Source organism: Lentilactobacillus parafarraginis DSM 18390 = JCM 14109, from assembly GCF_001435895.1.
In the GTDB taxonomy this organism is placed as follows: Bacteria; Bacillota; Bacilli; order Lactobacillales; family Lactobacillaceae; genus Lentilactobacillus; species Lentilactobacillus parafarraginis.
The window spans coordinates 1-9,269 of sequence record NZ_AZFZ01000073.1 but is presented as its reverse complement, the minus strand read 5'-3'; the positions used below and the strand labels follow the sequence as shown (position 1 = coordinate 9,269).

Sequence of the window (9,269 nt, the reverse complement as noted above, 5' to 3'; positions counted from 1 at the left end):
CAATTTAGATCTCAAACAGTTTCTTAAGAAAGACTATCGAACGGTGAGTGATTACGTCAATAATATTGAATCGAATATCAAGAGCGGCAAGCTATTCAGTGAGGCCGAATACCATGCCAGCGTTCGCCTGAAGACCATGCATGGTGATCTCACTAACATGGTGAAGCATGGCGTTGATTATATTGAATTGCGGATGTTGGATCTGGATCCCACAACCGCACTGAGCGTTCGGACCAACACTATTCGCTTCTTCAGAATTTTACTGAGCTATTTCATGATGACGCCACCAATGGCGGATCAGGAAAAGATTAATTTGAAGCTTGCCCAGGGGATTTCGATGAACGAAGTGGTCGCCCTGGAGAATCCCTACCAACAAACGATTTACCATCATGAAGCCCAAAACTTGCTGGATAAACTGCAGTTGTTTGGCGCAACAATTCAATGGGGACCGGAATATCAAGAAGTTCTGGATACCATGCAGGACCGATTGGATAACCCGAACTTAACGCCAGCCGCAAACTTATGCGATCACGAAGTTGATGGGTCTTTAATGTCATATGGCTTGGCAATGGCAAACCGTTATCAAAACCGAGCTCATGAGAATCCCCATCCGTTTACAGGATTTGAAGAGCAGCCCGATATGACCGCCGCAGAATTACGGCAGCGGCTGTTTGGGGCGATGGGGAAACCCGAAAATTTAACAGATTCAAAATAGTTGACACGGTTGAATCAGACGATTAAAATTTTGAGTTAAATATCAAGCGGTCAACGTTGAGATGTCCCGTAAGTTGATAACTTGCGAGACTCTTTTTGTCAGTAAAGGATGGTGACAATCATGATTGGGATTCAAAATGCAGCTTTTATTTCAAGCCTGATTAATTCATTTGTTGGCATGGAAATTGAGACTCACCGGGTTAATCCATCCGGTGAACTCAGTACCCAACCGTATCCAGCGGGATTGCTGGATGAAAAGAAGCATCATTTTATCAAAAATGATTTTTTGGAAACCCAGTCTGAATTGATTACACCGCCCGAAGCGGATACCAAACAGGCGATGACGTATCTGGGGTCCTATCACCAGGCGCTTAGAAGTGCCCTTGCCGATGATGAATATCTCTGGCCATATAGTATGCCGCCCAAGCTGAAGCCGGATCACTCAGATATTGAAATTGCCCAAACAGATCATGAAAATTACGTTTATCGCAAACAGGTTGCCAAAATTCGTCAGATTGAGCGGACCGCCGAAACCGGGGTTCACGTCAATGTTGGCCTGACGCCCGCAGCGATTAACCAACTTGGCGCCCAAAGTGATCAAGACGCGATCGATCAGCTGTATCTTCAAGCAGCAGTGGGATTTATGCGCTATCGCTGGTTATTAACGTATCTCTTTGGGGCGACCCCGTTTGCGTTTGACAACTACTTCTCTGAAAAAACCGATGCACCAGCTGGCCCAGTCCGATCACTTCGAAATTCCCACTTTGGATTCGGAAACGGGTTTCTGGCAAGTTATCGAAGCGTTTCCGAATACGTTCGCGATATTGAAGACGCGGTAACCCATCACGATATTATCGCGGAGCGTGAGTACTACGGTACCGTTCGGCTGAAGCGCTCTGCTGACTTGGAAGACCTGCTCTCAAACGGGATCCTGTACGTTGAATTACGCATTTATGATTTGGATCCCTTTGAACCGCTTGGAATTTCTGAAGATGCCGTTAACATTGTGCGACTCATGTTCGCCTACTTTACTGCTAATCAGCCATTTGATTTAACCAGCGCCGATGATGCCATTGTTGCTGCTCATCAGATGAACGATGCCGTTTCCTTAGAAGATCCGCGAACCGTCACCCAATTTCATGATGAAGCGATCCAGTTTGTTGAAACGCTTAAAGAATTTAGTGGGGGGATCGCACTGCCGTTTGATTCCCAGGCGTTGGCGCTGAGGATGATTGAACGGATTGATAATCCCCAGTTGACGCCGAGTGCCCGGTTGACCGCGTGGGCGCAATCTAAACCCCGAACGGCGTTTAATCAATTGTTAAGTCTGGCTCAAGGTTACCAAAATGATTTGTTAAATCGCCCGTTATACGGTTTTGAGAATCGTTCGTATGATGAACAGCAGCGAGCGTTGAATGAATTAAAGATGGGCCATCAGCTGAACTTATAATAATAAACATTTATACTAACTGCCAAATTTTGGGCAATTAAAAACCGACTATTCTTTTTGAGGAATAATCGGTTTTTTAAAATTAAGCGGGTGTCGGAAAAAGCGGTTAGCTTCCAGCGTATAAGTGGATATTTGGATAATTTGCTTATACGGCCGGAAGTTGCTTTCTGACCCATGATTTAGCTGGGTAATATTCGGCTTCTTTTCGATCCGTTCATTTAAGCGCGGGTCTTTTCAGCAACCTTTTCGCTGCGTTTCACAAAGTCCTTAAATAACTTTTTGGAATCCTCGAAGTGTTTGTAGATATTTTCGGGATGCCACTGAACTGCTAAAATTTGGTCGTTGTTAATTGACTCAACGCTTTCAATTACCTGATCATCGGCTCTGGCAGTCACCTTCAAGTACTTAGCAACGTCCTTGATTGCCTGATGATGACGGGAATTGACGTACGGACGCCCCCCAATCAAATTATAGAGGCGGCTGGTAGGATCCACCGTGATGTGATGGGATGGCATGTTGCCTGGCGCTTCTTGGGAGTGCTTGAGTGTCGCGTGCAGATCCTGTGACAGGTCTTGGTACAGCGTGCCACCGAGACCAACGTTGATTAGCTGCATACCGCGACAGATCCCCATAATTGCTTTGCCGGCGGTCACTGATTGTTTTAAGAGCTCGATTTCAAATCGATCCCGTTTAAGATAGGTCATTCCTAATTTTTGAAAGGGTTCTTCACCATAAAAGGTGGGGTCGACATCGGCACCACCCAGAAAACAAACCCCATCAAACAGAGTCATATAATCGCGCACATCCTCCGGGTTAACGCTGGGGAAAATGACGGGTACGCCACCTGATTTGACGATTGCTTCAATTGCTGGTCGCGGTGAAAACGCGGCGTTTCGTTCATTGATGATGTTTGTTGCTTCGGCAAGGGTATCCGCCGGTAATGCAATTCGTGGGCGCAATAGAATTCCTCCTTGAATATTGATGATGTTTCGTGACATTTGTAACCTTCAAACTATTCACATAAGTGTACCTTAAAATCAAAAAAATGGTGAATATTTGACTTTTTTTGCAATCTTTGATAAGTCGTGCCAACACTAAGGCCGTTACTTGTCAATCCCCGGTTCCCAACTGCCCTTAAACAGCTCGTGCTTCAAGTCGGCAGCTGAAATCTTTTTATTGGTTTCGAATCCCTTAAACGGTCGAATGGATTGCAAAGCAGATTCCTGATAGTGAGTCGCGCGGCGAAGCGCATAATCAGTTAATGAGTGGTCCTTAATGTGGGTAATTAACTTGGCACTCGGCGTCGTTCGTGGATTTTCGATCCGATCCTGTAGGTCCTCAATTTCTTCCTGATATTCTGGGCCTAATTGAATCTTATCGGCATACATCTCGAGACGCTGCATAAATGCTCGGGCACTGGCCTGGTATTTGGAAGCGTCATTTGGATGTTCTTCAGACACTTCTTCGTTCATTTGATCAGCCCGGGCAATGACGGCATTCACCTGTTCAGGTTTAAGCGCTGGCGCCATGATGAAGTAACTGGCTAGTAGGCGGAAAAAGCGCAACGTGTTGGTTCGAATGCCGACTGAACTGCTGGGATCAAGATCCAGCATTCGCAGCTCCAAGTACTGAACGCCGGTTTTGGGAAGTTCCTTTAAATTGGTGTTGCCCTTGTATCGAACAGCGCCATGAAACTCATAATCGGAAATTAAAACGCCCTTGGAAACGCCGGCTTCAATCCGATTAACATAACGCTGGACGTTCGTATAATCCCCGGTGAATTTATTGCCGAAGCCATAGGAACTCTGACGAACACTTCGAATTGGCCCATCAGGCCCTTCTCCGTGATCAAAGTAATTTGCTTCGGCAATTGGGCTGGCACCAAATAAATAGGTGATCAGCCACCGATACCGCAAGAACCCCTGCGCGATCTTGGCGTATAAATAGTTTTGCAGGTCCAGCTTGGACTCAAACTGGTCGGTCATGTTGTCATATACCAAATTGAAAACATGGGGATCAATACTGAGATTGATGTGGGCACCACATGGTGTGCCCTCTGAAAAGCCGTGACGTTTCAGCCATTCTTTAAGGTAGGCTTCCTTTTTTGGCCCCATTTTAGCTAGTGGGATCTTGCTTTTATCTTTGGGCAACCGCGGCGGCATCGAAAGCGGCCACAGCAATTCTCCTGGTGATAGCGCGGTACGCAGGGCGTTATTAATACTATATAGATAGTGCATTGCGTCCAGTGCATGCGCGGCAGGTGGCGTCACCACCTCAGACATGGTTTCCAAGAAATCATTCGTAATCCATGGATTGGTCTTTTCATCGCCGGCCGCTGCAGGATAGGGTTCCTGACTCAGTTCACCGGTTTCGTCCACCCGTTGCATTTCGATCTCCAAACCCATGGTAAAGTCGGAGGTTTTTGCGACAGCTTCGTTGTCAAAAATAAGTTGACCAATTTCGCTAAACATCATGTCACCCCCCTGAAGACAAGTCAATAATTAGAAATTGATGATAATTGATGACAAAATCTTAACACTAACGGCATCAAACTGCAATGCTCAGCGCTTTGCCGAAAATGTTAATCACAGATTTTAACCGAATACGAATGTAAAAACAAAAGGAAGGTCTTGCAAACCGATTTTGTGAATCAGTTTCAGTAACCTTCCAATAAATGATTAGAGCAGTGGCTTTTGCCAAAAATGCTTGAAGAAGCCGCCATCCTGTTTTTCTGGTTTCGGAATAATGGTTGATTCGTCTTTTGAATCGGCTGGATTCTGATCACGATGGGCCTTATCAAAGTAATCCGGATCAAGTTGTTGGCGTTCGCCGTTAGCTTGATTTTCAGGAGCAAGCGTTGCAACCGCTGATGGGGCGGCCAGTTGTTGTTGAAGGGTTGTGATCTGTTGTTCCATCTTCTGGCTGCGTTGTTCAGCAACCAGTTGGAGCCGTTGGGATTGGTCTAACAGACGGGTTAAGTTGGTGATCTGCGTTTGCTGATCTTTTACCCGATCATTTAGGGATTGCAGTAAGCCGTTGTCAACGTAGTCCTGGGAAACGGAACGGGCCTGAGTTGGCCGGCGAGTTGTTTCCTGAGACTGACTTGTTGGGTTGATTGCCTGCTCAATTGCGTCCTTGGCATCCTGATTAAAATAAAGTGTTTGCCCGCGCTTAAACGCTTCGGTTAAATTAAGTCGCGAAATTGTCCGATAAACCCGCATTTTGTTGACGCCAAGTTCATCAGCGATTTGTTTCATTGTCCAGCCCTGTTCTTGTTCACTCAACTGTATCACCACCGTTATGTTATGTATCGTTACGTTACTGTCTTCAAACTCTTATTATACATTAAAAGCACGGTTGACAACAATTAATTACAAACTTGTTGGTTCGTTTAAATTCGCAAGGACGTCCGGCACTTCACGGCGTTTTTCCCGTAAAGGGAGACGATTTGTGCTATCATATTTCTGTTTAATTAATTTCTAATCTAAGGAGTGAACACGATGAGCATCTTCGCAAAACTGAGTTGGTACTTCAAAGAAGAATGGAAAACCTACTTGGTTGGGGTGGGGGGCTTGATTTTAACCGCACTGTTAGCCATTATTCCGCCCCGGATTATCGGTCTGTTAGTGGATGCCATTCACAGCGGCAAGCTTGCAGCCAGTACGCTAATCATGCTCCTGATATTATTAACCGCTGTTGCAATTGCCCAATACGGCAGTCGCTATATGTGGCGGACGGCGATTTGGGGTGAGGCGGCGAAACTGGAAAAGGTCCTTCGAAACCGCCTCTTTTGGCATTATACCCAAATGGATCAAGAATTCTTTCAGAAGTACCGAACTGGGGATTTGATGGCCCATGCGACCAACGACCTGTCGGCAATTCAACGGGTTGCTGGTGGGGGCATTCTGCAGTTTGCGGATTCAATGATTACTGGTGGGACGACCTTAATCGCGATGGTGAGTTTGATCGATTGGCGGCTCACAATTATTGCGATCATTCCCTTCCCACTGTTAGCTGTAATGGCCCGTTACATGGGCTCTAAAATTCACGTTGCCTTTCGGGATTCACAAGCCGCCTTTTCGCGATTGAATAACAAGGCCGAGGAAAGTATTACCGGCATTAAGGTGATTAAGGGCCTGGGACAGCAGGAAGAAGACATGGCTGATTTTGACGACCAGGTTGCCCAAACCATTAATATTAATCGCCGGGTGAACCGGTTGGATTCATTGTTTGACCCAATGACAACGATGATTATCTCGCTATCATACGTGATCACGATTGTGTACGGTGGCTATTTAGTGACGACCGGCCAGATTACAATTGGGGCCTTGGTTTCATTCGTTTCCTATTTAGCAATGATGATTTGGCCGATGTTTGCGGTTGGGATGTTGTTTAACACTTTGGAACGGGGAAATGCCAGTTATGATCGGGTGATGGATTTGTTAAACCAGACGAGCAAAGTGATTGATGATCCGAATGGCGCAACAACCGCGCCTCGCGGTGAAATCGATTACGACGTTGAAAAGTTTTCCTATCCAGGTGATAACCGCCTGGCCCTAGAAAATATTAACTTCAAGATCCCGGCTGGCAAAACCGTTGGCTTGGTTGGTCGGGTTGGTTCCGGAAAAAGCACCATTCTCCGGTTGATGCTGCGACAGTTTGATAACTATACCGGCACCATTAAATTTGGTGGAATTGACATCCGCCACTATAAAATGGATGCCCTGATTCCGGCGATTGGCTACGTTCCCCAAGATACGTTTCTATTCTCAGACTCGATCCGTGAGAACATTCGCTTTGCCCGACCCGAGGCAAGTCAGGAAGCCGTGGAAACTGCCGCTAAAAAGAGTGATCTTTACAACCAGATTAAGGGGATGCCCGATGGTTACGATACGGCCGTTGGCGAAGAGGGAATCTCACTTTCCGGTGGGCAGCGGCAACGGTTGGCAATTGCCAGGGCGCTTTTGATTAATCCTGAGTTGCTGATTTTGGATGACGCATTGTCAGCGGTGGATGCCGAAACGGAAACCCAGATTCTAAGAAACTTACGGGCTGAACGGAAAGAAAAAACAACCATTATTTCTGCCCACCGACTGAGTTCGGTGATGGATGCTGATGAAATTCTGGTCATTAATGATGGTCAGATTGTTGAACGGGGCACCCATGATCAATTGATGGCAAACAATGGCTGGTATAAAGAAATGTTTGAGCGTCAAGAACTGGAAACCAAGGTTAAAGGAGGTGCGCAGAATGGCTAGTTCAACTCATCAATCCGCGTGGTCAAAGAGTATTCCGGTCCGCGAACAGATTCACATTATTGGCCGGCTGTTCCGTTATGCTGCTCCTTATAAATGGTACTTTTATTTTTCGGTGGTCTTCGCGATTGCCGTTTCAATTGTCAACATCTTACTGCCGCAAATTATTCAACGATATATGGATGCGCATTTGGTGGTTGGTCATCCTGACTTTCAAGTCATGTGGTTCTTCGCTGGTCTGTATTTCTTTGGCATGGTTATGAAGGCACTGATGCAATTTTCACAAACTTACCTATATGAAATGGGTGCCGAATACATGTTGGAAAATACCAGACGGAAACTGTTTTCCAAACTGCACACCCTTGGGATGCGTTACTTTGACCAAACCCCAAGCGGCTCAATTCTTTCGCGACTGACCAACGATACAATGGCGTTCTCCAACTTCTGGGCATTGTTCAGTAGCTTGGTGGTAACCGTGTCCGCGATGGTCTCCTCATTTATTGCGATGTTGCTGGCGGATAAGGTGATTGCTCTGTGGCTGTTGGTATTCATGCCATTTTTAGCGGTAACGGTTTGGTACTACCAGCGTTACAGTACCCGGGTCTATCGGCGAATGCGGGAACGGTTGAGTTTGCTAAATGCTAAGCTGGCCGAGGGAATTACGGGAATCAGCGTAATTCAGCAGTTTCGCCAGGAGAAGCGGGTAAACCATGAATTTAATGATACCAACGATCAGTATTACAGTACCCGGCGGGCGATGATTCGGATTAACTCGTTACTGTTAAATCCGATTATTAACCTATTTTACGCTTTAGGCAGTGTCATGGTACTGGGGATGTTTGGGATTCGCGGGTTACACGGTTACGTTGCGGCTGGTGTCATCTATGCCTTCGTGACCTATCTTGATAACTTCTATAATCCAATGTCCAACATGATGGATCGATTGTCTGATTTCCAAGATGGCGTGGTTGCCGGTTCGCGAGTGTTGCGAATTATGGATGACCAAACGCTTGAACCACAACAGCATCCTGTTAAAGGGGCAACGATTACTCGCGGGAAGATTGAATTTCGCCACGTGACGTTTGCTTATGACGGCGTCAATCCGGTACTCCACGACGTATCATTCGTTGCTGAACCCGGGCAAACGATCGCTTTAGTGGGGGAAACTGGGAGTGGGAAAACCTCGACTATCAATATTCTGATGCGATTTTACGAGTACGGAAGCGGTGAGATTCTCATTGATGACCGCAATATCCGGGATTACCCAATTCAAGAATTGCGGCAAAAACTCGGATTAGTGCTCCAGGAACCGTTTATGTTTTACGGAACGATTTCCTCAAATATCCGGATGTTCAATGATCAAATTTCCGATGAAGCCGTTAAACGAGCGGCCCAGTTTGTTCAGGCTGACCACTTCATTGAAGCGTTACCCAATCAGTATGATTCCCGGGTGATTGAGCGTGGGGCGAGCTATTCCAGTGGGCAGCGACAGCTGATTTCATTTGCCCGGACATTAGTAACCGATCCGAAAATTTTGATTTTGGACGAAGCGACTGCGAACATCGATACGGAAACTGAACAACTCATTCAGACAGCGTTGGCAAAACTTCAAGAAGGGCGAACAACCATCGCCATTGCACATCGACTTTCAACAATTCAAAACGCCGACCTTATTCTGGTACTCGAAAAGGGCCGAATTGTCGAGCGGGGAACCAATGATGAGTTGTTGAAAAAGAAAGGGTACTACTACGACATGATTCGGCTGCAAAATTCAGCCCATTTAAATTAAAAGAGGCTTGTGACTCATTACTTGCGGACAAAAAGAGGCTGGGACAAAAGTCCCAGCTCAC

Annotated in this window: 6 protein-coding genes and 1 pseudogene; 4 read left to right on the top strand and 3 right to left on the bottom strand. The window is 46.3% G+C overall.

Translation table 11 applies throughout. The annotated features are described in order from the left end of the window. Both FD47_RS12520 and FD47_RS12515 read left to right on the top strand, forming a co-directional pair. Positions 1-715, top strand: a pseudogene (locus FD47_RS12520) (glutamate--cysteine ligase); the annotation flags it as partial. Between the two features lie 120 nt (positions 716-835). After that, the gene (locus FD47_RS12515) at positions 836-2,164 is read left to right on the top strand and encodes a glutamate--cysteine ligase (protein WP_054736230.1); all 1,329 of its coding nucleotides are present in this window, start codon (positions 836-838) and stop codon (positions 2,162-2,164) included. 218 nt (positions 2,165-2,382) lie between these two features. Here the strand turns inward: FD47_RS12515 and FD47_RS12510 are convergent, their stop codons facing one another. From FD47_RS12510 to FD47_RS12500, 3 genes are all read right to left on the bottom strand, one after another. Beyond that, positions 2,383-3,123: a gamma-glutamyl-gamma-aminobutyrate hydrolase family protein gene (locus FD47_RS12510; protein ID WP_040537813.1), complete on the bottom strand. Its 741-nt coding sequence runs from the start codon at positions 3,121-3,123 to the stop codon at positions 2,383-2,385. A gap of 144 nt (positions 3,124-3,267) precedes the next feature. Further along, positions 3,268-4,635: a glutamate--cysteine ligase gene (locus FD47_RS12505; protein WP_056980754.1), complete on the bottom strand. Its 1,368-nt coding sequence runs from the start codon at positions 4,633-4,635 to the stop codon at positions 3,268-3,270. Positions 4,636-4,842: 207 nt separating this feature from the next. Then, on the bottom strand, positions 4,843-5,457 hold the full coding sequence (locus FD47_RS12500; protein WP_235806092.1) for a helix-turn-helix domain-containing protein: 615 nt from the start codon (positions 5,455-5,457) through the stop codon (positions 4,843-4,845). Between the two features lie 207 nt (positions 5,458-5,664). On the opposite strand from FD47_RS12500, the gene FD47_RS12495 reads away from it, so the two are divergent. Beyond that, positions 5,665-7,422: an ABC transporter ATP-binding protein gene (locus FD47_RS12495; protein WP_054736227.1), complete on the top strand. Its 1,758-nt coding sequence runs from the start codon at positions 5,665-5,667 to the stop codon at positions 7,420-7,422. Continuing rightward, positions 7,415-9,208, top strand: coding sequence for an ABC transporter ATP-binding protein (locus tag FD47_RS12490; RefSeq protein ID WP_054736226.1), 1,794 nt, complete (start codon positions 7,415-7,417; stop codon positions 9,206-9,208). The genes FD47_RS12495 and FD47_RS12490 overlap by 8 nt, the downstream gene beginning before the upstream one ends. The last annotated feature ends 61 nt before the right edge of the window (positions 9,209-9,269 follow it).

Coding starts and splice junctions, on each gene's coding strand:
- FD47_RS12505 (WP_056980754.1), bottom strand. CDS start 4,635: ATGTTTAGCGAAATTGGTCAACTTATTTTTGACAACGAAGCTGTCGCA.
- FD47_RS12495 (WP_054736227.1), top strand. CDS start 5,665: ATGAGCATCTTCGCAAAACTGAGTTGGTACTTCAAAGAAGAATGGAAA.
- FD47_RS12515 (WP_054736230.1), top strand. CDS start 836: ATGATTGGGATTCAAAATGCAGCTTTTATTTCAAGCCTGATTAATTCA.
- FD47_RS12490 (WP_054736226.1), top strand. CDS start 7,415: ATGGCTAGTTCAACTCATCAATCCGCGTGGTCAAAGAGTATTCCGGTC.